The following is a 24,007-nucleotide window of genomic DNA, read 5'->3' as shown; positions in this document are numbered from 1 at the left end:
AATTCAGGTTAAAATAGGAGGGTAAGGCGAATGTTGCCTTCAGGCTCCGAAATCACCTTTCAGCGTGCGCTTGATTCGTCGCAGTGCCTTTGCCCAAAAACAGTTGGTACGATGGTAATAACGGGCAAAGCTCTGTCGTGCTTCCTCACATTCTTTTATAGGGCTGATTTTTACTACCGGAAGCGGTTCTGCCCTGAGCAACGAACTGTACAACCCGCCGCCTCCGCAGTTGGTGCCGCTGCCGTCGAATCCGTTGTTTTGTACGAGTGACCGGCCGACGTTCAGCGAGAGGATGTCCGCAAGAAACAGACTTGCGTTCCAACGAATGGCCCATGAATTGTTCTTCCCCTCGGTCTGTCGGCGCAGCATGCGGGTAAAGCCATACGTGCCGTCGAAATCGAAAATGCGGGTCAGCTTTCTGTCTTCAAGTTGTTGCAACAAGGCTTTGCCGTCGGGGTTGAAGTACTGCCATGCACGCTTCCACGTGGCCCACCCCCAGCTTCCTGTCCATTTGATGAGGAAAGTAGAGGGAAGAGAAGGGTCTTGCGTGAAATCGCACGCTTGGATATGCCCCACGTGCGGTTCGTCTTCGTAGACATTGAGTGCGTCGTTCATGAAGCGCAGAAAGTAGGGCGACACTATCAGGTCGTCTTCCAGTACGATGACCCGTCCGTAGCGGTTCACCTGTTCGGTGACGCCGGCTATGACGTTGGTTGCCAGTCCTTGATTTTCCGTGCGCTCTATCACTTCGACAGAGAGAAAGCCGGTGAGGGTGTGCAGGTAGCGACGCACCTCTGCTACGGTTTCTTGATCGGTGGAGTTGCGGGCGGCGTCCGAATAGACGAACAGACGGCTTTCGGCCGCTTCCTCATTGGTCAGCAGGCTTTCTATCAACTGCCGGGTATGCGTGGGGCGGTTGTAGGTGAAGAGCAGGATGGGTGCGTATTCTTTCATTGCTTCTGTTTTATGGATAGTCGATGCGGCGGCTTATGATGATTTGAGCAGCGATTTCTTCAAACTCTTTTTCAGGACGGCCGGAATAAGCCTTCCTATTTTCCGCTTGCTTTCCAAAGAGAATTGTCTTTCGATGGCTTTGCTCGCCAATAAATAGCATTTGTGCAGTTTGTTCTTTAGGTTTTCGTCTTTGGGACGGTAATGGGCGAAAGGGGTTTTCTTTAAGGTCTTCCACCATTTTTTCCTTTGAGGATGTACGGAAAGAACGGACCACGGCTTGACGGGGCCGATGAAATGGATGATGGCCGGCGATGCCTTTGCTTCCTTGACCTGCTCTCTGCCCCACACCCGCCTTGCAACGTCTTTTTCAACAGAATAATTCATGTTGTAGCGAGGATGAATATAGAGGGTTTTTCCTTGGCATATATGGTTCAAGGAATCTTGGTCGGGAGCAGCAATGACATTGTAGTGCGCACGTGTAAAGACGGCGACTTTTTCAAGCAGATCGATGGCTCTCAGTTCTTTCAGGTTCAAGAGGGTCACACCGGCATTGAAATACCAGTGTTCATCGTTTATATCCAGCGCCCGAATGAAATCGGGATGATAGATGCAGGCCGTATCTCTGGCCGCCGCAACACAGCAGGAAGAAATATCTGTATGAAACAACTCTGCCAGATTGTCCTGAACGATGGTGTCTCCGTCAATGTACAGAATCTTGTCCAATTGGGGCAGCAGGGTGGGCAGAAAAAGCCGTAGAAGTGTTGCTTTTCCGTGCCTGCTATCGGGAAATCCCTCGATTTGTTCACGCTTCACTTCCAAGGGGATGAACTTCTGCCTGTGCTTTTCGGTATAATCCGCAAGAAAGTTCAGGTCCTTCTCCTGTAGCGTCTTTTCTATGAAAAGCAGGTAGATGCAGACTGTTGCATCGGCATGATGGTCGAATATCGATTGAAGCAGCACCGTGATAGGTACGATATAATTTGAGTCGGCGGCTAAAGCTATGTGGATTTTGGCATCTTCTTTCATTTGTCTATATCTCGGTTTATGGCTTTATACGTTTTCAGAACTGTTTCGGGCGGAGGACCGACGGTTGGTTTCGATGGCTTCTACGAGGGTGTCCGACTCGCCGCTCACCACTTTCCGGCAGAACATCTTACCTGATTGCATCAGCATGGGCAGGTCTTTCAATGTCATGGTCTTTATGAACTCTCTATATACGATATAGTGCAGGGGAGTGAGTTTGGCAAGTCCGAGATACATTCCTTTGTATAACAGCGCATGTGAGGCAAAGGGCGAATTGAACGCGATTGTCTGTATACACAGCTCGCTGGGCACGAAGCTTGTCTTGAAGTAGCGGGCCATCTCCTTCTCAGTGCAAAGCTTTTCGTACACATAACAGGCGCAGGGCAGAGTGATGGCCCAATAATCGGAACCGAAAAAGACGTCAGCCTTTTTGCCGCCTATCTTTGTGAAAGGCAGTTTCCTGAAAGGGAGCAGTTTCATCAGGTTGCGCGAAGCTACGATGAATTTGTTCTTCAACCAAAGGCTTGGACACCGCAGATCGCGAAAGAAGTGGTAGTATATCACTTTGGCTATCTGCTGTCTGTCGGAAGATTCTGTCAGGTTCATTGCCATGATGAACTCCGCATCTTTGTGTGCATCAAAGTAGTTGTGAATCTCTTCGTTAGACCAAAGGGGATAGTCTTGCCCGCTTAGGCAGACGATGCGGCTGTAAGATATGCCGCTATGCAGCACGGCAGCCAGCAGCTCTTTTTGATATTTCACCTGTCCCCAGCCGCCCCAGCTCACCCGATGTCCGGGCACAAAGCTTGCTTTGTCTTTCAGCAGTTCCTTGAAAGGGCGGCTGTCTGCATTCCGGTCGATGTGTATGTAGAAATCGGCATCACCGGCTAACGCATCTACAAGGCGTGCCAGATGCGGCGCATCTTTATAGGCGGATATGATATAGGCAATGCGGCTCATAATTTTTTCTTTTTTAATAGGAATTCAATGCTTTCTCTGAAGATGACGGATTGCAGCTTCCATAAGGCCAGTGCATAAAGACCGGCTACGAACGTCACTTTCGTAATCATACTCAGATAAAGATTCCCGATGGGGCGGGTGATATAATAGGCTGCTGTAACGAGTACGACAGATAATAGCAAATAAGGAGAGATATCTTTCAGCATATCGCCTGACTTCAATCCGATTTCTCTTCTCACAAACCCGAACCATACGAACAGCCAGCCGATGTTGATTGCCACGAAGATGCGCAACATCCATTCCAGTCCATAAGGATACATGGCACATACGGCAGCCAATTGCAGTACGCTCAGGCCGATGGTGCTCCACATGTAGACTGACGAGTGGCCGCGACTGATAATCAGGTTGGAGAATAAGTTTATGATAGGGATGAAGGCACCCCAAATGCAGAGAATCTGCATGATGTAAGCACTGTCTATCCACTTCTCGGTGATGGCGATGATGATAAGCTCTTTTGCCACGAGGCTTAGCCCGAACATGGCGGGAAAGGAGATGAAGGCCGTGAAGCGAAGCAATTTCCTGAACACGGCCAGCTGACGAACCTTGTCATCGGACACGCGCGTAAAGACGGGTTGTGCAATGCCGTTTATCATGCCGGTAATCGTGGTATGCCCCATCCCGTTCCATTTGTTGGCTTGCGTGAAGTTGCCCACCTCCCTTTCGGTATAGAACTTACCCAGCAAGACGGAGAAAAGGTTATTGTTGATTATCGTAAAGATGTTCGTTATGATCATCTTACTACTGAAACCTATCATTTCCCTGATGGGAGTGAAATCGAATTGAAGCTTGGGCCGCCAATGAGAGAAGTAGAAGTTGAGTATCGTCACCATCGTGACGAAAGAAATGGTCTGCAAGGCAATACCCCAATAGGCAAAGCCGTTGGCTGCCAATATGATTCCGATACTTCCTGACACACATAAGCTGGAAATTGAGATAATGGTGGTTTCCTTTATCTTCAAGTTCCTGAAAAGATAAGCGCGCGGTGCAATGCTTAAGCTGGAAATGACAAAACTCAGGAACAAGAGCCGGGAAAGGGGAATCAGTTCGGGAGTCTTGTAAAAGTCCGCTATCAGCGGAGCAGCGAAGAAAAGCAGGATGTAAAGCGTGATGCTGCACAAAGTACTGAACCAGAATACTGCATTATAGTCTTTGTGCAAAGCATCTTTTCTGTTGGTCAGTGCGGAGATGAAACCGCCTTCTTGCAGGGCAGCGGCAATGGCGGAGAAAATGGTGAGCATGCCTACCATGCCATAATCCGAAACATCCAGCAGGCGGGCAAGCACTATTCCGAAGCCCAGATTCAGCAACTGCTGCATACCGTTGCTGAATCCTCCCCAGAATAGTCCTTTTGCTGTTTTTTCTTTCAGTGATGTTTCGTTCATAATTGTTTTTCTTACTTCACCTCGCTGCCCGGCTTCACCTCTTTCAGCAACGAAGTCACTGCCAATGTGCCGTCATGGTTCTCGGCAGAGAGGATCATGCCTTCGCTCACCAAGCCGTTCTTGAATTGGCGCGGGGCAAGATTGGCGATGAACAAGACCTGCTTGCCCACCAGTTCTTCCGGTGCATAGTGCTGTGCAATGCCGCTTACGATGGTGCGGTTTTCCAGTCCGTCGGCAATCTTGAACTTCAGCAGTTTCTTCATCTTGGGCACTACTTCACATTCCAGCACCGTGCCTACGCGGATGTCCAGCTTCTCAAAGTCTTCGAAAGCGATGGTCGGCTTGATGGGATTGGCCTTGTAGTCCGACTCTTCGTTGGCTTTCTTGGTAGCCAGCAACTTGTCTACCTGTACTTGGATGAGGTCGTCCTCTATCTTCTCGAACAGTAGTTCGGGAGTGCCCAACCGGTGTCCTGCCGGCAGCAGGTCGGTGTGCCCCAGTTCGCTCCAGTCAAAGTTCTCTATGTTCAGCATGCTGCGCAGCTTTTCGCTGCTGAAAGGCAGGAACGGTTCGAAGGCAATGGCGAGGTTGGCCACTAATTGCAGGGAGATATTCAAGATGGTGCCTACACGTTCCATATCTGTTTTGGCAAGTTTCCACGGTTCGGTATCTGCCAGATATTTATTGCCGATGCGGGCAAGGTTCATGGCTTCTTTCTGTGCGTCGCGGAACTTGAATACATCGAGCAGCTGTTCCACTTGGGTCTTTACGTCGGCAAACTCTTTCAGCGTCTCGCGGTCGTAATCGTTCAGTATGCCCGCAGCAGGTACTTTGCCGTCGAAATATTTCTTGGTGAGTTGCAGGGCACGGTTCACGAAGTTGCCATACACGGCCACCAGCTCGTTGTTGTTGCGTGCCTGGAAGTCTTTCCACGTAAAGTCGTTGTCTTTCGTTTCGGGCGCATTGGCAGTGAGCACGTAGCGGAGCACATCCTGCTTGCCGGGGAAGTCGGCCAGATATTCGTGCAACCATACTGCCCAGTTGCGTGAGGTGGAAATCTTATCGCCCTCCAGATTCAGGAACTCGTTGCTCGGCACATTGTCGGGCAAGATGTAGTTCCCTTCGGCTTTCAGCATAGCGGGGAAGACGATGCAGTGGAACACGATGTTGTCTTTGCCGATGAAATGCACCAATCGGGTTTCGTGGTCTTTCCACCATTTCTCCCAAGAGTCGGGCAGCAACTCCTTGGTGTTGCTGATGTAGCCGATGGGGGCATCGAACCATACATACAGAACTTTGCCTTCGGCACCTTCCACGGGCACGGGGATGCCCCAGTCGAGGTCGCGGCTCACGGCACGGGGTTGCAAGCCCATGTCGAGCCAACTCTTGCACTGGCCGTAGACGTTGGGGCGCCATTCTTTATGTTCTTCCAGAATCCATTGGCGCAACCAAGCCTCGTGCTTGTCCAACGGCAGATACCAGTGCTTGGTTTCGCGCATCACGGGCTTGCTGCCGCTGATAGAGCTCTTCGGGTTTATCAGGTCCGTGGGGCTCAGGCTGGTGCCGCATTTTTCGCATTGGTCGCCATAGGCTCCTTCGGAGTGGCAGTGAGGACATTCGCCGGTGATGTAGCGGTCGGCAAGGAACTGCTTGGCTTCCTCGTCGTAATATTGCATGCTGCTTTTCTCGATGAACTCGCCTTTGTCGTACAGTTTACGGAAGAATTCGGAAGCCGTTTCGTGGTGTGTTTTCGAGGTGGTGCGGCTATACACGTCGAACGAAATGCCGAACTCCTCGAACGATTTCTTGATGAGCGCATGGTAGCGGTCTACCACATCTTGCGGGCCGATGCCCTCTTTCTTGGCACGTATGGTGATGGGCACTCCGTGCTCGTCGCTTCCTCCAATGAAGACTACATCTTCTTTCTTCAGTCTCAGGTAGCGAACATAGATGTCGGCAGGTACATATACACCTGCAAGGTGTCCGATATGAACAGGGCCGTTGGCATACGGCAGAGCCGACGTCACGGTGGTACGTTTGAATTTCTTTTCCATATAATAGTGTATCTCTTTTGTTATGAACGCTTTTAGTGGTGCAAAGATAGCTATTTTCTAATAAAGTATGAATGTTCGTGTACAATCGTTTTTAGATTCTTATATATATAATGTGTATAGCGAAATTTGTTACGGTTTATCGTAAGGGGCTTTATGGGCTGTTGGCTGAAAACTACTCCGGAGTTCAAAAGCAAAGCTTGGGGATGAAAGGAGGAGTCTAAAAGTTGATTATTCTGGACTTTCTTCAGGGGCATCAGCCATTTAAAGTAAAATCGGAAAGTAAAAAATATAGCGAAACAGGACATCTATATGTCGACACGCTCTTTTTATCATTCAGATTGCGGTAAAATGGTCGTATTGGCTCCTATGTGCCTTTTATGGCTTTCTTTACGAGGAATTTAAGGCAGATATGTGTTAAATATACGGAAAAAAAGACGTTGTATTGAATAAACCTCTATATTTGTAGAAAAAATCTAGAGAGTTGTATTATTCGTTCTTTTTTAATCTATATCCGAGTATGAAAAAAATGAAATTTGGATTGATTGTGTTGATTGGCACCATGATGGTGGCGGCATGTAGTACAGACAATGATGTCTATAATCCAAAGGCTGATGCCCAGAAAAAAAATCCTTTGAAGCTTACCACGACGGATGACTTTACGTGGGAAAACTTGCAGAAAGTAGGCATTACGGTGAAAGTTGCCGACCAATATAGCGCAACTTATACCTATGGTGTGGAAGTGTTTGACAAGAACCCGATTACGGCCAAAGATGCGACATTGTTGGCACAAGGCACGGCTACGGGCAAGAAAGATTTCTTTGTATCCCTTGAAATAGGTAAAGGGACGAGTACTTTATTCGTAAGACAAACTTCTCCGACAGGTGTTAAATTGGTGAAATCGGCTGTGGTTGAAAGCACAACGGCGATCGTTGACTTCAATGAGAAATATACGGCTTCTGCCACTAAAGTGACACGTGCTAAATCGGACTGGACACTGCCGGCAACTCCTGCCGACAGCAACTTCCCTACCAGCGCACCTGCCGATGCACAGACCCCGAGCGGCAGCACCATTTCTGCCGCAGGAAACTATATTCTGACAAGCAGCGTAAGAAGCGTATCGGGCAGCAATGTCAATCTCTATGTAAATGGTAATGTGACTTTGTCATTCGGCAACAATGAAAAATCTTTCATTACCGGCAGCAACGTGAACATATACATCCTTCCGGGTGCCAAGTTGACCGTGGATGCACGCTATCGCTGGATTCTTGAAGCAGAAAAGACCACAATATACGTAAGCGAAGGCGGACAACTGGTGAAAACAGGCGAATTCCCCGAAATAGGGCTGAAGAAAAACAGCGCCATCTACAACCGTGGTAAGGTAGAACTCCGCCTCATCGAGGCATCGGACAATGCCGTATTATACAATCTGGCAACAGGAGAACTTAGATGCACCGGAAGCAACAACGGAAAGTTGACTTTCTTCGGCAACAGCTTCTTCGTCAACGATGGTACAACTACTACCGACGAGTTCAATGAAGTGAGAGACGACCGTGCTGGTAATGTCTACAACTTCGGTACGATGAATGTTACGGGTACCACTCACATCAGTGCCATCAATCCGGTGTGGGTGAACGAAGGAAAATGGACTACCGAGAACTTTGACTATGCGGAAAAAGCCCAGCCTGTACATGTTATTAACAAATGCTATCTCACAGTAAAGAATAAGATGCAGGTATATGCCCTATTTACGGTAGATGCGCATGGGAGTGTAGTGACCAAAGACTTGTTGATGACCAAAGGCGGTGTAGATTTACGTAGTGGTGCCTTGTTCCGCGTAAACGGTACGGCTGAATATAAACATGACGATGGTGTGTTCACCGGTGTGGGCGCGGAAAAAGCTCTTCTCATCATGAATTGTGCCACTGTGCAGGGTGCGGCGACAGTATCATCCGGTCAGCATGCCCATTATAAAGGAAATCTCGTGGTAGCATGCGATAATTATGTCGGTACTATGAATGTGACAACTGCCGGTGGCGCATTGCTGACAAGCGATGTTAACAACACGGGCGTAAACATTCCTGTTACTGAATGTAATCCCGGACATGTGGAAACACCTCCGGCACCGACTCCTGTTGATTATCAATATGCGGTTTCTTTCTCTGGCATCTATGCGATAGAGGACGAATGGCCTGATTTCGGCGACTATGACATGAATGATGTTGTAGTGAAATTGGTTCTCACCGCTTCCGGTAATGGTACGGCAGCGTCAGAAGCTGAAGCAAAAAATATTCCGCTGACAAAGGTAGATGTTACTGCTACATTTATGGCAGTGGGTGCGGAGAGAGATTTGGGCGCTTACGTACAGTTGGATAATGTTGCAAGCAGTGCCGCTACTTTGACGGGTGCTAACGGCATTGGGTTGGAAGGCGGTCAGAGCAAAGTTGTGTTGAAGCTCAACGAAAATATTGCCCGATTGTTGGGTGGTAAGTATGTAAACGTCACCGGAGAACGCTCCACCACACGTTACAAAACCGTGACCGGCACGCTTTCCATTCCCGCCGGTATTCATGCTGCCGACATCAGTTTTGACAAGGTGAACTTCTTCATCACGGTGGGCGATGCCGGTACAGGTAAACGCAAAGAGGTGCATCTCAAGAATTTTGTTATGACGGATAAAGGAGCCTCCAGCGGTGATAGTTTCGCAGATAAGTATCAGACGGCCGATAATTTCGTATGGGGTGTATGTGTTCCGGGTGAAAGCTATCATTGGCCTGACGAACGAGTATCCATCAAGGATGTCAATACCGATTTCGTTAATTGGGTGACATCCGGTGGTACAACAGGCCTACAATGGTATAAGGCAAATGTCAACGAGAATGTGACAACTCCATAAGTATAGATTATAAAGAGATGTAAAGAGAGTGTGGCAAGAGGTGAAGAAGTTCATGTCTTGCCACACTCTCTTTTTGGGTATCTCGTTTGTTTTTACGCATGGAAAATGTATATTTGTGCACGAATCGTGAACTTAATCCAAGCAAACTATGATAACAAACCAATTACTCAACCCCGGCAGCATTGTGGTGGTGGGAGCGTCCAACAACGCGCATAAGCCCGGAGGAGCCATCCTGAGAAACCTGATCAACGGCGGATATGCCGGCGAACTCCGTGCCGTGAACCCCAAAGAGGCAGAAGTGCAGGGCGTTGCCGCCTTTGCCGATGTGAAAGATATTCCCGATACCGATTTGGCCATCCTTGCCATTCCCGCCCCGCTCTGTCCCGATGCCGTGGAGGTGCTCGCCGCCGAAAAGCAGGTGCGTGCTTTCATCATCCTGTCGGCAGGCTTCGGCGAAGAAACCCGCGAAGGGGCGTTGCTCGAAAACCGCATACTGGATACGGTGAATAAGTACGGCGCATCGCTCATCGGCCCCAACTGCATCGGGTTGATGAACACTTGGCACCACAGCGTCTTCAGCCAGCCCATCCCGCAACTGCATTCGCAGGGAGTGGATCTGATCTCCAGTTCGGGAGCCACGGCGGTATTCATATTGGAGAGCGCGGTCACCAAAGGATTGCAGTTCAATTCCGTATGGTCGGTGGGCAATGCCAAGCAAATCGGCGTGGAAGACGTGCTGCAATACATGGACGAGCATTTCAATCCTGAAACGGACTCCAAGATAAAACTCCTTTATATAGAAAGCATCGGCGACCCTGATCGCATGCTGTTTCATGCCTCCTCGCTCATTCGCAAAGGATGCCGCATTGCGGCCATCAAGGCAGGCAGCAGCGAGAGCGGAAGCAGGGCTGCCGGTTCGCATACGGGTGCCATTGCCAGCAGCGATTCGGCCGTAGAGGCATTGTTCCGCAAGGCGGGGGTGGTGCGTTGCTACTCGCGCGAGGAGCTGACTACGGTGGGCTGTATCTTTACCCTGCCCGAACTGAAAGGGAAGAACTTTGCCATCATCACCCATGCCGGAGGGCCGGGCGTGATGCTGACCGATGCTTTGAGTAAAGGCGGACTGAATGTTCCTAAGTTGCAAGGCCCGGTGGCCGAGGAGTTGAAGAGCAAGCTTTATCCCGGTGCGTCCGTAGGCAACCCCATCGACATTCTGGCCACGGGCACTCCGGAGCATCTGCGCTTGTGTCTGGATTATTGCGAGGAGAAGTTCGACGAGATTGATGCCGTGATGGCTATTTTCGGTACGCCGGGATTAGTGACGATGTTCGAGATGTACGATGTGCTGCACGAAAAGATGCAGACCTGCCGTAAACCGATTTTCCCCATCCTGCCTTCCATCAATACGGCGGGAGCCGAGGTGGATGCTTTTCTTGCCAAAGGGCATGTGAACTTTGCCGACGAGGTGACGCTGGGCACGGCACTTTCGCGCATCGTGAATGCTCCCCGTCCTGCCAATAATGAAATAGAATTGTTCGGAGTGGACGTTCCTCGCATACGCCGTATTATCGACTCCATTGCCGAAGACGGTTATATCGCTCCCCATTTGGTGCAGGCGTTGCTCCACTCGGCAGGCATTCCGGTGGTAGAGGAGTTCGTTTCGGACAAGAAAGAAGAAGTGCTTGCTTTTGCCCGTCGCACAGGTTTCCCGGTGGTGGCAAAGGTCGTAGGGCCGGTGCATAAGTCGGACGTGGGAGGCGTGGTGCTGAACATCAAGAGCGAGCAGCATCTGGCGTTGGAGTTCGACCGCATGATGCAGATTCCCGAAGCCCGCTCCGTCATGGCGCAACCCATGCTGAAGGGTACGGAACTGTTCATCGGCGCGAAGTATGAGGAGAAATTCGGCCACGTGGTGCTTTGCGGTTTGGGAGGTATTTTCGTGGAGGTGTTGAAGGATGTCTCTTCCGGTCTGGCACCGTTGTCATACGAAGAGGCCTACTCCATGATCCGTTCACTCCGTGCCTATAAAATCATCAAAGGTACACGCGGACAAAAGGGACTGAACGAGGATAAGTTTGCCGAGATCATCGTGCGCCTCTCCACCTTGTTGCGCTTTGCCACCGAAATCAAGGAGATGGACATCAATCCGCTACTTGCCACAGACAAACAGGTGGTGGCGGTGGATGCGCGCATACGGGTAGAGAAAAAGCGGGAGTGACAAAAAGTGCGGCCATCATGCAGTATTTGTTACCTTTGTACGTTTCATCGATATAATAGAAAAAAAGAAATTGTCTATGAAAAACAGGAAAAGGCAATGGCTGACTGCTTGTAATCAAGTGTTGTCCGGGGTATTGGCTCTATTGGGCTTCGCATCGTGCGTAGGAGGTGAAGCTCCGGATGAGTACGGTACGCCGTATGCAAAGTATGAAATCAAGGGAAAAGTACAGAACGAGGCGAAACAGCCGCTGAAAGGCATGCGCATGGTTGTGAAAGAAAACCCGCCGGCAGCGAGCAGCTACTATTCCGGCCGGAAAGATACGCTTTATACGAAAGATACGGGCGAATATGCCTTCAAAGATGGGTATGCGTGGCCCCGTATGGGCTATCGGATTGTCTGCGAAGACCCTGCCGGCGTATATAAAGCCGATTCCGTGGATGTGGAAATGAAGCCGGAGGGGGGCGAAGGCAATTGGTATGAAGGCAGCGACAGTAAGACAGTAGATTTCGAACTGAAGAAAAAAGAAAAATAATCCCGTGACTGCCCTTTCTATCCGTAAACGTCTGGCGTTGGAGGTGGCGCGTAAAATCCGCAACAACAGGAAAGAGATGCATCCGTTGAAGCAACTCTTCTGGGAGTGCACGCAGCGTTGCAACCTTCATTGCAAGCATTGCGGCAGCGATTGCAAGCGTACTTCCGAAGTGAAAGACATGCCTGCCGCAGACTTCCTGCGGGTGATTGATTCCATCACGCCCCACATCGACCCGAATGAAGTGAATATCATCATCACCGGTGGCGAACCGCTGATGCGCGACGATTTGGAAGAAGTGGGCCTTGCCCTCTACCGTCGCGGCTATCCGTGGGGCCTGGTCTCCAACGGCCTTTATCTCACCGCCGAGCGTTTGCAAGGGCTGATGGCGGCCGGACTGCATACCATTACCATCAGTCTGGACGGTTTTGCCGGTGAGCACAACTGGCTGCGAGGGCATCCGGACAGTTATGACAGGGCGATGGATGCCATCAAACGATTGGTGCACGAGCCTGAGCTGACGTGGGATGTGGTGACTTGCGTCAATCGCCGCAACTATCCTTATCTTGAAGAAATCAAGTCATCGCTATATAATATCGGTGTACGCCATTGGCGGCTGTTCACCATCTTTCCCGTAGGCCGTGCGGCACAGCATCCGGAGTTCCAATTGACGGATGAAGAGTTTACGGGGCTCATGGAGTTCATCAAAGCTGTACGTAAGGAGAAGAAGATGCACTTGAGCTATGGCTGCGAAGGGTTCTTGGGTAATTACGAGGGCGATGTGCGGGATAACTTCTATTCCTGCAATGCCGGCATCAGCGTGGGCTCTGTATTGATAGACGGTTCCATATCGGCTTGTCCCAGCATTCGCAGCAATTTCCATCAGGGCAATATCTATCGGGATGATTTCATGGAAGTGTGGGAAAATCGCTTCCACGCTTTCCGCAACCGCGAGTGGATGAAGAAAGGCGCATGTGCCGATTGCAGTTTCTTTCGCTACTGCGAGGGAAACGGGATGCACTTGCGTGACGAGGCGGGGGAGTTGTTGCTCTGCCATCTCAAGCGATTGTCCTGAAACTGCGCCCGTCTTCGTTTGCCGGGGCTATCCGGAAAGTCCGCGGGTGTCCCCCTCCCCCCCTCCGCTTATGCCATTCAGCCTCTTACTGCCGATGAATCGTGCCCCCGCACTTTAGCGGTTCCATGCCCACACTTAGTGAGCCGTAAGCCCGCACTTTATCAGGCATAAGCCCACACTTGGCGGACCGTATGCCCACACTTTAGGAGTCATATGCCCACACCTTAGGAGTCGTATGCCCGCACTTCGGGGAAGACGAACTGTGGGGAGACAAAAGCCAACCCACGCGAACTTTCCGGATGGCCTTTCCCGTGTCTACCAGTTGTCCGTGCGGAACGGAATGGTGGGAAGTTCATTCCCGCCAATCATCGTGCCGGGCAGGAAATCGCGGAAGCAATAGCGCACGGCAACGGGAACGGCAACTTCCTCCGAAGAGACCACCACCTCGTTGGTTTGCCAATGCAGCCACACTTTGTCTGCCGGATGGAACACACGGTCTTGGCCCGCCACCTCGAAACCGCGAAGGTCGTAGTTGCGGCAGATACCCATCTCGAGATGGTCGAAAGACACCCATGCTTCTTTTCCTTTCGCTTTCCACGACTTGTATTGCGGGCCGAAGCAATGTATCTGTTTCTGTCCGTACGTGAGGTTCAGTGCCAGATAGCTGAGGCGGCGTCCCACTGCCGTCTTGTTGCGGGGATGGATATTATACACTTCATACGGCTCCACAAGGTCGTTGGTAGAAACCATGCCGCTGTTCGGAATCAGGCTTTGGGCTTTGAACTGGGCTTCGCGCAGATAGGCGGCCGCTTGTCCCTGTTCTCCTCCGTAGGCATAAGGGGCAATCTCCACGAAATAGAAAGGAATGTCGCCCAGCCCCCACTCCGTGCGCCAGAGGTTCACCATATCGGCAAGGCGTCCGGCATAGGTGTCGTGGCGTCCCACGTTCGATTCGCCCTGATACCAGATAATCCCTTTGATGGTATAGTTCTGAAGCGGTTTCAGCATGGCGTTGTACATCAACATGGGGCGGTGCATGGGATGCCGTTTCTCAATGGAGTCACGATGCAGAGAAACGTCCGGATAAGTCTCCAGCAACTCGCGGTTTATCCATCCCTCCACCGTGGAGCCCCCATAGGAAGAGTTGATGATGCCCACGGGAATGCGGAGCGCACGGCTCAGCGAAGTGGCGAAGTGGTAGGCCGTGGCGCCGAAATCGGGTGCAGTCTCTATTGAGGATACTTTCCAACTGCTGTTGCAGTCGGCCTGCGGTTCGTACGTCTGATGCTTGGGCACGGTGAACATGCGCACGCCTTTGTTTTCGCCGGCGGCGATGATGTCGTCCACTCCGTTCAGGGTGCAGCAACCGGCAAAGCCTTTCAGGGGCATCTCCATGTTGCTCTGTCCGGAGGCAAGCCATACTTCGCCGATGAGGATGTTTTTCAAAGTGGTTTTCTCTCCGTCGTCGAAACAGATTTCATACGGTGTAAATCCTGCCGCCGGAGTTTTCACGGTGAGCAGCCAACGGCCCTCTTTGTCGGCACGGCACGTCCGTGTCTGTCCGTCCCACGAAGGAGTGACACGTACTTCGGCTTTCGGTGCGGCCGTCCCCAAAAGTTTAACTTCGGCTTGTTGTTGCAGTATCATGTTGTCGCCCATCAAGGCCGGCAGTTTCACTTTTGCGCCTATCGAGGCGGCACAACAAAGCAGGATGAATGCAAGAACTTTACTTTTCATGGTATATCTTCTATTGTTTTTTTATTTGCTTTCAATCGTCAGCACACCTTTCGCCAATCCTTTGGCGGTGGCTTCCAGCGTAATCTTTCCCGGAGTTTCGGAGGAAGCGACAATGGCGGTCATCATTCCACTGAAAACCTTCATCTTGGGAAGTTGGAAAGATTCGAGCGAAACGGGGTTGCCGTTGGCTCCTGCACGGTAGCTGCCAGCGCCTTTCACCTTGAATCTTATCTCGTTCTCGGCCATCGGGCAGAGATTGCCCTGTTCGTCCACCACACGGACGGTGACAAAAGACAAATCCTTTCCGTCGGCTTTAATCTGCGGGCGGTCGGGCGTCAATTCGATGTGATGGGGCTTTCCGGCGGTGTGTATCTCTTTCTCGGCCACAGCTTTGCCGTTTTCATCATAGGCAACCACCTTCACCGTGCCCGGCTCGTACTTCGTGTCCATCCACATCAACCGGTAGCGCTGTTGGCGTTTGAGGTTGGACATGGAAAGAGAATCCGCACTGTTATCAACCGTGACGGACAAGTCTTTCGCGCGCCTGCCCTGACTCTTGCCGTTGATGAAGAGTTCGGCCGACGGATAGTTGGTATATACGAACACCGGCGTCACTTTGCCTTCGCGTCCTTCCCAATTCCAGTGGGGCAGGATGTGGAGGGTCTCCTCTTTCTTGTTCCAATGGCTGCGATAAAGGTAGTAGCGGTCTTTGGGCAAGCCGGCAAGGTCTACGATGCCGAACAAGGAAGAGTGGCTGGGCCAATCGGTATAATAAGGAGTAGGCTCTCCCAGATAATCGAAACCGGTCCATACAAACTCGCCGATGCAATAAGGCAGGTCTTCGTGCTGTATGAAATCGTCTTCGGGCAGGTTCGACCATGAACAATGCTCCACATCGTAGGAAGAAGCCTGATGGTCGGGGTACTTCTGCATGGAGCGGCGAACCACCGGGAACTTATACACGCCTCGCGAACTGACCGTCGAGGCGGTCTCGCTGCCCAGAATAATCTGTTGCGGCAGCTTCTTGTAGTTCGTCTGATATTTGTGAGGACGGTAGTTGAATCCGGCCACATCCATCACGGCGGCCATATTGTTGTTTACCACGGCATCGGGCGCATCCATGCCTTGCGTCACCGGTCGCGAAGGATCTTCCCGGTGGCAGATGTCCTGCAAGAAACGGGATAACTTCGGCCCCCGGTCGCCGTTCCATTGGTCGGGCACTTCGTTGCCTATGCACCACATCACAATGCTCGGATTGTTGCGATACTGATGCAACAGATTCACCAAATCCTTCTCCGCCCACCGGTCGAATATTTTATGATAACCATTCTGCACCTTTGCCGCCTTCCATTCGTCAAACGACTCGGCCATTACCATCATGCCCATCTCGTCGCAAGCGCGAATCAGTTCCGGCGCGGGCATGTTGTGCGAAGTGCGGATGGCATTGCACCCCATGTCCTTCAATATGCGAATCTGGCGGCGGATGCCGGCCTCGTTGGCAACAGCTCCCAAAGGCCCTAAGTCGTGATGGTTGCACACGCCTTTGAACGGGGTGCGCTCTCCATTCAGATAAAAGCCTTTGTCCGGAATGATCTCGATGGAACGGATGCCGAACGGTGTGGTATATTCATCCTTCAGCACACTGCCCTCATAAATCTTTGAAACAGCCGAATAAAGCGTCGGCGAGTCGGGCGACCACAATGCAGGAGCATTCACCACAAACGCTTGCTCGAATACATTGCCGTCATGCGCTGTTCCTTGTCTCTCACCGGAGGTTACTACTTTCCCGTTCCCGTCTTTCAGCTCGGTGACGATGCGGTAGTCCGAAAAAGCCTTGTGTCCGGGAATGTTCAGGCGGGTTTTCAACACAATCTTGGCATATTCTTTCTTCACCACAGGAGTGGTGAGTTGCGTTCCCCACGTCGGGATAAAAGCATCCTCGTTGATAACCAAATGGACGTTGCGGTAAAGTCCCGCTCCCGGATACCAGCGCGAAGATTCCGTTTCGTTTTCCAGGCGTACAGCCAGCGTGTTTTCTTCACCGGCTTTCAGATAGGGAGTGGCGTCTATGTGGAAAGAGTTATAGCCGTAGGGCCAATAACCGGCTTCCTCTCCGTTGATGTATATGCGGGCATGGCTCATGGCGCCGTCAAAGACGAAAGCAGCCTTCCTGCCCGAAGCAAACTCCGGCGCTTTGAACTTCAGGCGATACCATCCCACTCCTACAAAGGGGAGTCCTCCCGTGCGTCCGGCATGTTCCATCGCTTCTTTCTGCCCGTCCTGAGCGATGGCCACGTGCTGCTTGTCGTTATTGATGCTGAAAGGACCGTAGATGGCCCAGTCGTGGGGCACAACAACCGACTGCCACTTGGCGTCGTCATATTCTTTGCGGCTGAAGTCCTTGTTGTCTTCACGGCAGAACTTCCATCCTTTCTCAAAAGTATGCCGAACACGTACTTGTGCGTGGGCAAACAGCGGGAAAACCATCAGAAAGGCCATGATGATTCCGCTTGCTCTATGCTTCTTCATTCTCTGCAAATTCTTAGTGTCATCTATGTTCTTTTATCGAACGACAACGTGGAGAGACAAGTGCTTAACGCCCGTTTCTCCACGCCGTTCGATACAGGTTTCTTCTATATGCTTATTCGATTATAATCTCATCGACAAACAAGAAAGCGGGTTTTCCCTTGCCACCGTGCCAAGCGGGTATGCTCTTCTCGGAAGAGGCCACCACGTGTACATAGCGGGCTGTCGTGGGATTGAAGGTGGATTTATGTTCGTGAAGTCCGTTGGGGGCGCTTTCTTTCATGGCGGGAAACTCTTCGGCGGACAGTCGGGTGAAGTTGGTTCCGTCGTCCGATACTTCTACGATGAAGCTACGGGCATCGAATATCCAATCGCCTTTTTCCACACATGTGGTGAGAGATACGGTTGAGATTTCCGTAGGCCGTTGCAAGTCGATGACCACGTCCATATCGTTGTTGTGGAATGCAATCCATTTGCCGGTTTTGTAGTTGCCGTTACCTCGCAGTCCGTCCACCAAAGTGGTGATGCCGTTGAAGCGATATTGGTCATTTACGGGCTGTTTGGCTACAATGGGCTTGGCTGTAGACTTGCTGAAGGTAAGTTCTTCGGTCAGCATGCGGCTGTTGCCTGTTTCGCGGATGGCAAGCGCCTTGAATACGCAGCTCTGCTTGATTGCAAGTACGGAATCGGCCACGGGCGAGGCTGCCGTAGGTTCTGTTCCGTCCAATGTATAATGTATGGGAGCTTTGTCGATGGTGAGCATGCTCACGTTTATGGCTTCTCCTTCGGGATCGATGTTGAAATCAGCCTTCACGTCGAAAACATGTGTGGCGTAGTTGTAACCTTCGGCTTTATACATCTTAACGAGTCTTGTCAGGCGGTCGAGGAAGCACTCATAGTTTTTCTTTTCTGGATTTGTCCACTGCACTTCGGCCAAGGCTGCCCAGCGCGGCAAGGCCATGTATTCCAGCTGGGAAAACGTGGGAATGTATTCCGTCCAAAGATTGGCCTGCACGCCGACGATATGCTTCTGCTCATCGGCGGTCAACGCGGCAGGCATCGGCTCGTAGCCATACACTCGCTCGACGGGGAGGTAGCCGCCGATGGCCAACGGTTCGTTGTCAGTGTCTTTGGTCTGATAATAATCAAAGTAAAGGTAGGTGTTGGGCGTCATGATGACATCGTGCTTCTGACGGGCAGCTTCGATACCTCCTGCTTCACCCCTCCATGACATCACGGTGGCGTTCGGTGCCAATCCGCCTTCCAATATCTCGTCCCAACCGATGATTTGGCGGCCGTGGTCGTTCAGGAATTTCTCGGCATGGTTGATGATGAAGCTCTGTAGATATTCTTCTTTGCTATGTTTGGAGTCGCTCTTGATGCCCAATGCCTTGATGCGTGCCTGGCACTTGGGGCAAGACTGCCATCTCACTTTCGGGCATTCGTCACCGCCTATGTGAATGTATTCCGACGGGAAGATTTCCATTACTTCCGCCAGAACATCGTCGATGAATGTCAGCACGCTGTCGTTTCCGGCGCACAGCACATCCTCCGATACGCCCCATTGCGTCCATACTTCATACGGGCCGCCGGTACATCCCAGATGCGGATATGCGGCCAATGCGGCCTGCATGTGTCCGGGAAGGTCTATTTCGGGAATGACGGTGATGTATCTTTCGGCGGCATAGGCAACGATTTCCTTCGCTTCTTCTTGGGTGTAGAAGCCATCGTAGGGCTTGCCGTCATACTTGCCGGAGTTTCGTCCGATGACGGTTTCCTTGCGTTTGGAGCCTATCTCGGTGAGCAACGGATACTTTTTGATTTCCAGTCGCCAGCCCTGATCTTCGGTGAGGTGCCAATGTAGGCGGTTCATGTTGTGGAGAGCCATCATGTCGATAAAGGTCTTCATTTCATCCACCGTAAAGAAATGGCGGGCTACGTCAATGTGCGCTCCGCGGTAGCCGAAGCGCGGGTAATCGTTGATTTCTACGGCAGACAGTACCGGGACACTGTTCTTTTCCATAGGGATGGACTTACGCAACGTCTGGATGCCATAAAACACGCCGGCCTCGCTTGCTCCGGTGATGGTCACGCCATCCGGCGTTACCTGCAACTTATAAGCTTCCGGATTTTCGGAGGTCAACCCCGACATGAGCAATATGTTGCCTTTTCCTTCCGTACCGGCTTCAACGGCGTAATCCGTTCCGGTAGCTTTTTTCAGATAATCGGCAAGGTAACCGGCATTGCGGCGCATTGCTTCGTTGTCTTCGGGATAGATGATTTTTACACTGCGGTTAAGTTCAAAACTTCCGTCGGTACTTTGGGTAATCTCTTGTGGCAAAGGGATAATACGGTAATCGGCTACCGTCTTCTTCGCATTACTACAAGAAGCCAATACTCCGGCCATAGCCAATACTCCTGCCAATTTAAATAATGTTTTCATGGGGTGGTTATTTGGTTAAAAGTTCTACTTATTACTATACAAATAAAGCCGTTACATCACTAATTTGCGAGTTTTATTATAAGTTTTTTTAAGATTATATAGACTGTACTTCAAAAACAACACGGGAAACAATTTTTTGTTTGTCAATACATTCCTCTTTCGTCTGATTATATGATGACAAACAACATGTGCAAAAATAAGGCTTTTTTGCTCATGTTGTTCTTTTCATGTGCAAAAAAGGGGTGTTTTTGCACATGTTTATATTGTGACCGATTCAATGATTTCTTCCGGCGACAATCCGATATGCTCCTTTTGGTTGGCAAGCAATGCGATGAGTGCATTGTTCAGAAAGTAGTTACTTTTGCCCCTTTTGGCTTTCTCCAGCAGTCCTTCTTTCACTATCTTGTCCAAAATGCGAGAAGCTGTAAAACGGCTCACTTCCAATTCTCGTTCTATAAATTCGATTTTTGTATAGGGATGGCGGAAAAGATTGTTCAGCAGTTCGTGCCGATAGCTTTTTCCTAACACGTTTTTCAGTCTTACTTTATAATCTTTCATCAAAATAGAAATCTCATTCACCAACCGGATGGTATCGATGGCGGTTTCTTCCACTCCTTTCAGCATAAACAATATCCACGGTTCCCAATCGCCGCTCTCGCGGACGTCTTGTATCTGCTTGTAGTATTCCGCTTTATTGTCAATGATGTATCTGCTCAGGTAGAGAATAGGCAAGTCGAGCAAATCTTTCACCACCAGAAAAAGGATATTGATGATGCGTCCGGTTCTTCCGTTACCATCATAGAAAGGATGGATGCTCTCGAACTGATGGTGAATGATGGCCATTTTGATTAGAGGATCTAAGTTGCTCAAGGCGTCGTCGTTCAAGAATTGTTCCAGATTCCCCATCAGTTGCTCTATGGTCTGTTTGTCTTGGGGCGGCTCGTAGACCACTTCTCCCCGTTGGTTTCGCAGCGATGTGCCCGGCACGGCTCTAAAACCCGCATTGTTCTGTTCCAGCCGTCTCTGTATCTCTTTTATCATAGAGAGGGACAGCAGTTTGTTTTTGCGCACCAGTGAGAAACCGTATTTCATGGCTTCACAATAATGCAGCACTTCCTTTGTCTGAAGGCTGACTACCAGATGCTCTGCATTGGCATCTGCCTGATAAAGTTCGTCGTGCGTAGTCACAATGTTTTCCACTTCCGAACTCTCTTTGGCTTCTTGCAGCACCAAGGTATCTATCAGGATATTCTCGTTGGGGATGGTTAAGGCAAGGCCTTTCAGCTCGGCCAGTTTGCGGTTGGCCCTGTTCAGTTGCTTCAGAATGGCAATCGTATCAAGGTCTTGTTGCAATGGAAGAGACGGAATCTTGTACATGGCTTTATATGTTTATATGAATAAGAACAACATGTGCAAAAATAAGGCTTTTTTGCTCATGTTGTTCTTTTCATGTGCAAAAAAGGGGTGTTTTTGCACATGTTCTCAAATAGCAACGATATTATAGCATGAAAAGTAGTGTCTGAAGAAAATCAACTTTAAAGAAAGTGGACTTTTAGTCAGAAAGTATTCCATCCACAGAATAGGCATCGAAGAGAAAGGCATGAAGACGGATGCAAGGGTGAAGAATTACAGCACGGAAATACTGAACGACGGCAACAAGGTGGCCGGACGGTGGACAGGACGGGTGGAGACGAACTATAACAGTACGTTCCTCACCTTGCCGGTGATGGCCAATTATCGGTTCAACGGCAGTTGGAAGGTGCGCGCCGGCATGTATGTGTCCTATCGTATGGATGGCGACTTCTCCGGCTCGGTGAGCGACGGCTATCTGAGGGAAGGTACGCCTACGGGCGAGAAGGTGGAGTTTACGGACGGCAAGTCGTCGACCTATGATTTCAGCTCCGACCTCCGCCGTTTTCAGTACGGGGCACAGATAGGCGGCACGTGGCAGGCATTCCGCCATTTCTCGGTCAATGCCGATTTTACTTGGGCTTTCAGCAATGTATTCAAGAAGGATTTCCAGACCGTTACGTTCAACATGTATCCCATCTACCTGAATCTGGGCTTCGGATATAAGTTTTAGTGAATGATTTTTTTTCGGATGCGGATGACGCGGATGACTCCGGTTTTGTCTTTTCAGACTCGGTGGCATCGGCGTCATCTTTTTTTGTGTCCCATGCTTCGGCCGCTCCTTTCTCCCTCTCTCAACACATACGATAGTAAGGGCGCGAAGCAGGCTTATTCTATTTTATACGCCACAATCTACAAAGTCGTTCGCATGCTTTTTTAAACCAACTTTTCTTTTTTTGATTTTTCGCTCTAGTACTCCTTAAAGGCTTCACACCAAATATAGCTTCAAAGATATCTGCTTGATTCCGTTTTTTCATACCCTTCTTATCATTGTAAAAATGGGTGTTGTCTATTTCACTTTCATCCACAATGACTCCGGATTCAACCGTTAAAAAGAGTTCTTTTTCATATAATGAGGCATATCCTTGATGTACATATTGCATCATTTCACCATACGGGATGCGTATTTCACCGGAATACCAATCTGCAAAAACTTTATTCTGTCCGGGAAATAAATAATCAATTCCGACTGTTCTACCATCAAAAAGAAACTTGCCGCTGTTGGCTTTTAAATCTATAAGATATAATTTATTGTTTTCAATAAGCCACTTTCCGCAATATCCTCTCCAACATGCTGTCGTAGTAGAAGGGAACTCTATCTTATGCTTTGCAAGATAGGGGGATAACGGTTCTGTTGCAAGAGAATACTCTTCATTGTTATAAATTAATCTTTCTCTAACCTGTGCTGTCATATCATACTTTATTTTGAAGGTTTATTTTTCTTTTTTATTAGAATACAAGATAATCATAAACAAGATTATTGCTACCAAAACGTCTATAATATTCCATATTGTCTTTCCTAAAGATATTTTTATAATAGGTTGAAACAATATTGCCAAAGTACCCCATACTAAAGCTAGATTTTCTTTTTTCTCTAAATAATATTGATATGCCATTGTTCCAAATAAAATGGCGCTGCCATATCGTACTAAAATATAGTACCCATAGGGCATGGGGGCTAAACATAATAATAGAGCAATGGCTAATATAAATTGTAATTTAGTCATAGCTCAATCCTCTTGCGTTTATTAAAAATATCCAATACCATGCTATGTCGAAAATAAAACATTCAGGTATCACTGCTAGAATAACCCCGCTGACTTTAGGTATCAGGTCAAGTAGAGGAGATGACATATAGGCAGGCGAGCTTATAGGTGGCTGCGCTTTTAGCATCATGTGACACTCAAATTTTCCTAGGTTTTCAAGAACAAGAATGAAGCACAACGCTTCTTACAATATCATTTCACAAAATATTGAAGCTAAAGACGCTTCTTAACTTCGGTTACAAAACTATTAAAAAAAGTTTGAATAACAAAAGTTTTTGCTAATCTTTATTTTGACAATTAAGTTTGGCAAAATTGAATAAATCTCTATTTTGAGAAAGAGAATTATTCCTCGAAATCAAGTTCTATCTTTTAAAATTTATCCTTAATACTTGAATTCGATATAACTCAATCAATGCTTTTTTGATTATTAGAAATATAGCGATAAAAGAGTTAAACTTATACTACCCAATTGTAACTTTCAAACGCTTGCCGCTATGCTCGTAAGTCCAAGCGAAATTTATTTTATGGCAGATTCCTTTTGCTGAAGGATTTTTTTTACCTCTTACAAGGGGATTATCCCCACTTCGGCTCGCTATATAGATTCCCCGTGCTGGAACTATAGATGCAGTGCGCTCCGCATATACATCCAGCACGGTGGAGATATATCTCCACCGAAGCCCACCTACAGGTATCTCTCGCAAGGGGAATCACTTGATGGCAGATTGGTGTTAATTCTTTACAAAGCAGTGCTCTGGTGGAACATGATTCTGAAAAGTCAAGCGTCATAAATGTAACATTTAAGGCTTAAAATGTAACATTTGGTACACATAGCACAGCATAGCATAGCATAACCCCTCCTCAAGAGTTCCCCCGAAATCGGGGGCACTGAGGGCGCGGCCGTTCCGTCCGCGGAGGAGGGATATGGCTGAAAGATAAATGGCGGCATGCTGTTTCTTTGAAAAGCCTCCGCCACTGCA

The 24,007-nt window shown here is 49.4% G+C and carries 15 protein-coding genes and 1 pseudogene; 5 read left to right on the top strand and 11 right to left on the bottom strand.

Features of this window, described 5'->3' with window-relative positions; genetic code table 11:
• Positions 1-39: 39 nt before the first annotated feature.
• From EV202_RS04160 to metG, 5 genes are read right to left on the bottom strand one after another with little or no spacing between them, the layout of a single operon-like run.
• Complete coding sequence (locus tag EV202_RS04160) at positions 40-954, bottom strand: glycosyltransferase (protein ID WP_106069418.1); 915 nt, start codon at positions 952-954, stop codon at positions 40-42.
• A gap of 33 nt (positions 955-987) precedes the next feature.
• The gene (locus EV202_RS04155) at positions 988-1,980 is read right to left on the bottom strand and encodes a glycosyltransferase family 8 protein (protein ID WP_131925654.1); all 993 of its coding nucleotides are present in this window, start codon (positions 1,978-1,980) and stop codon (positions 988-990) included.
• Positions 1,981-2,004: 24 nt separating this feature from the next.
• Positions 2,005-2,937, bottom strand: a complete 933-nt coding sequence (locus EV202_RS04150; protein WP_131925652.1) for a beta-1,6-N-acetylglucosaminyltransferase — start codon at positions 2,935-2,937, stop codon at positions 2,005-2,007.
• Complete coding sequence (locus tag EV202_RS04145; RefSeq protein WP_131925650.1) at positions 2,934-4,379, bottom strand: lipopolysaccharide biosynthesis protein; 1,446 nt, start codon at positions 4,377-4,379, stop codon at positions 2,934-2,936. Before EV202_RS04145 ends, EV202_RS04150 begins: the two co-directional genes overlap by 4 nt.
• Positions 4,380-4,390: 11 nt before the next feature.
• Positions 4,391-6,433, bottom strand: coding sequence for a methionine--tRNA ligase (metG, locus tag EV202_RS04140; RefSeq protein ID WP_131925648.1), 2,043 nt, complete (start codon positions 6,431-6,433; stop codon positions 4,391-4,393).
• Positions 6,434-6,950: 517 nt separating this feature from the next.
• Between metG and EV202_RS04135 the strand changes: the two genes are divergently transcribed.
• The 4 genes from EV202_RS04135 (at position 6,951) to EV202_RS04120 (ending at position 13,148) form a co-directional block, all read left to right on the top strand.
• Complete coding sequence (locus EV202_RS04135) at positions 6,951-9,326, top strand: LruC domain-containing protein (RefSeq protein ID WP_131925646.1); 2,376 nt, start codon at positions 6,951-6,953, stop codon at positions 9,324-9,326.
• 148 nt (positions 9,327-9,474) lie between these two features.
• Entirely contained in the window at positions 9,475-11,544 is a 2,070-nt protein-coding gene (locus tag EV202_RS04130; protein WP_131925644.1) for an acetate--CoA ligase family protein, read from the top strand.
• Positions 11,545-11,620: 76 nt separating this feature from the next.
• Positions 11,621-12,076: a radical SAM-associated putative lipoprotein gene (locus EV202_RS04125; RefSeq protein ID WP_131925642.1), complete on the top strand. Its 456-nt coding sequence runs from the start codon at positions 11,621-11,623 to the stop codon at positions 12,074-12,076.
• 4 nt (positions 12,077-12,080) lie between these two features.
• Positions 12,081-13,148 carry a TIGR04133 family radical SAM/SPASM protein gene (locus EV202_RS04120; protein WP_131925640.1) on the top strand — a complete coding sequence of 356 codons (1,068 nt, stop codon included), beginning with the start codon at positions 12,081-12,083 and terminating at the stop codon, positions 13,146-13,148.
• A gap of 315 nt (positions 13,149-13,463) precedes the next feature.
• On the opposite strand, the gene EV202_RS04115 is transcribed toward EV202_RS04120, so the two are convergent.
• The 4 genes from EV202_RS04115 to EV202_RS04100 form a co-directional block, all read right to left on the bottom strand.
• On the bottom strand, positions 13,464-14,885 hold the full coding sequence (locus EV202_RS04115; RefSeq protein WP_131925638.1) for a sialate O-acetylesterase: 1,422 nt from the start codon (positions 14,883-14,885) through the stop codon (positions 13,464-13,466).
• A gap of 21 nt (positions 14,886-14,906) precedes the next feature.
• The gene (gene galB / locus EV202_RS04110; protein WP_394364506.1) at positions 14,907-17,384 is read right to left on the bottom strand and encodes a beta-galactosidase GalB; all 2,478 of its coding nucleotides are present in this window, start codon (positions 17,382-17,384) and stop codon (positions 14,907-14,909) included.
• Positions 17,385-17,526: 142 nt separating this feature from the next.
• Positions 17,527-19,854, bottom strand: coding sequence for a glycoside hydrolase family 20 protein (locus EV202_RS04105; protein ID WP_131925634.1), 2,328 nt, complete (start codon positions 19,852-19,854; stop codon positions 17,527-17,529).
• A 258-nt stretch (positions 19,855-20,112) separates the two neighbouring features.
• Positions 20,113-21,231 carry a Fic family protein gene (locus EV202_RS04100; RefSeq protein WP_131925632.1) on the bottom strand — a complete coding sequence of 373 codons (1,119 nt, stop codon included), beginning with the start codon at positions 21,229-21,231 and terminating at the stop codon, positions 20,113-20,115.
• Positions 21,232-21,439: 208 nt separating this feature from the next.
• Between EV202_RS04100 and EV202_RS04095 the strand changes: the two are divergent.
• Positions 21,440-21,937, top strand: a pseudogene (locus EV202_RS04095) (porin family protein); the annotation flags it as partial.
• A 160-nt stretch (positions 21,938-22,097) separates the two neighbouring features.
• On the opposite strand, the gene EV202_RS04090 reads toward EV202_RS04095, so the two are convergent.
• Entirely contained in the window at positions 22,098-22,676 is a 579-nt protein-coding gene (locus tag EV202_RS04090; protein WP_131925628.1) for a hypothetical protein, read from the bottom strand.
• 21 nt (positions 22,677-22,697) lie between these two features.
• Positions 22,698-22,991 (bottom strand): DUF6804 family protein, encoded by a 294-nt coding sequence (locus EV202_RS04085; protein WP_131925626.1) that lies wholly within the window; start codon positions 22,989-22,991, stop codon positions 22,698-22,700.
• Between the last annotated feature and the right edge of the window lie 1,016 nt (positions 22,992-24,007).

This window comes from Prevotella heparinolytica, from assembly GCF_004342845.1.
Classification (GTDB): Bacteria; Bacteroidota; Bacteroidia; order Bacteroidales; family Bacteroidaceae; genus Bacteroides; species Bacteroides heparinolyticus.
This window is presented reverse-complemented; position numbering and strand designations above follow the sequence as displayed.

Bases quoted from the DNA above. Each gene is read 5' to 3' on its own strand.
- EV202_RS04160 (WP_106069418.1), bottom strand. From the start codon at position 954: ATGAAAGAATACGCACCCATCCTGCTCTTCACCTACAACCGCCCCACG.
- EV202_RS04155 (WP_131925654.1), bottom strand. From the start codon at position 1,980: ATGAAAGAAGATGCCAAAATCCACATAGCTTTAGCCGCCGACTCAAAT.
- EV202_RS04150 (WP_131925652.1), bottom strand. From the start codon at position 2,937: ATGAGCCGCATTGCCTATATCATATCCGCCTATAAAGATGCGCCGCAT.
- EV202_RS04145 (WP_131925650.1), bottom strand. From the start codon at position 4,379: ATGAACGAAACATCACTGAAAGAAAAAACAGCAAAAGGACTATTCTGG.
- metG (WP_131925648.1), bottom strand. From the start codon at position 6,433: ATGGAAAAGAAATTCAAACGTACCACCGTGACGTCGGCTCTGCCGTAT.
- EV202_RS04135 (WP_131925646.1), top strand. From the start codon at position 6,951: ATGAAAAAAATGAAATTTGGATTGATTGTGTTGATTGGCACCATGATG.
- EV202_RS04130 (WP_131925644.1), top strand. From the start codon at position 9,475: ATGATAACAAACCAATTACTCAACCCCGGCAGCATTGTGGTGGTGGGA.
- EV202_RS04125 (WP_131925642.1), top strand. From the start codon at position 11,621: ATGAAAAACAGGAAAAGGCAATGGCTGACTGCTTGTAATCAAGTGTTG.
- EV202_RS04115 (WP_131925638.1), bottom strand. From the start codon at position 14,885: ATGAAAAGTAAAGTTCTTGCATTCATCCTGCTTTGTTGTGCCGCCTCG.
- galB (WP_394364506.1), bottom strand. From the start codon at position 17,384: ATGGCCTTTCTGATGGTTTTCCCGCTGTTTGCCCACGCACAAGTACGT.
- EV202_RS04105 (WP_131925634.1), bottom strand. From the start codon at position 19,854: ATGAAAACATTATTTAAATTGGCAGGAGTATTGGCTATGGCCGGAGTA.
- EV202_RS04100 (WP_131925632.1), bottom strand. From the start codon at position 21,231: ATGTACAAGATTCCGTCTCTTCCATTGCAACAAGACCTTGATACGATT.
- EV202_RS04090 (WP_131925628.1), bottom strand. From the start codon at position 22,676: ATGACAGCACAGGTTAGAGAAAGATTAATTTATAACAATGAAGAGTAT.
- EV202_RS04085 (WP_131925626.1), bottom strand. From the start codon at position 22,991: ATGACTAAATTACAATTTATATTAGCCATTGCTCTATTATTATGTTTA.